This is a genomic window from Escherichia sp. 94.0001, from assembly GCF_013369155.2.
Taxonomy (GTDB): Bacteria; Pseudomonadota; Gammaproteobacteria; order Enterobacterales; family Enterobacteriaceae; genus Escherichia; species Escherichia coli_F.
In genome coordinates this window covers 1-261 of record NZ_JABWMS020000312.1, presented here as the reverse complement: position 1 = coordinate 261, position 261 = coordinate 1, and the positions used below count along the sequence as shown (strand labels likewise).

The window sequence follows — 261 nt, the reverse complement described above, 5'->3', positions numbered from 1 at the left end:
CAGGTTGCTGTGCGTGGGTGGCGGCGCTCATGTCAAACTCTCCCTGCATCCAGCACACCGCCAGCAACACATTTTTCGGGTTCTTCTGTAATGCAGCTTTAGTGCGCGCAATCAGGTCCTGATATAACGGTTTACCCACACCCCAGCGTGCCGAATCCTGGCTGGCCCCCGTGTCCGCACTGAATGTCCCCTCCGCGCCCTGGGTGAATGCCGAACCACCACGACAGCATGGTACCAGCAGGATCCCCGCGTTATTCGGGA

The 261-nt window shown here is 59.4% G+C and carries 1 protein-coding gene; it reads right to left on the bottom strand.

Annotated elements, in window-relative coordinates:
• Positions 1 to 261: sialate O-acetylesterase (locus HEN33_RS25895; RefSeq protein ID WP_242460331.1), on the bottom strand; the 261-nt coding region annotated here is incomplete at both ends.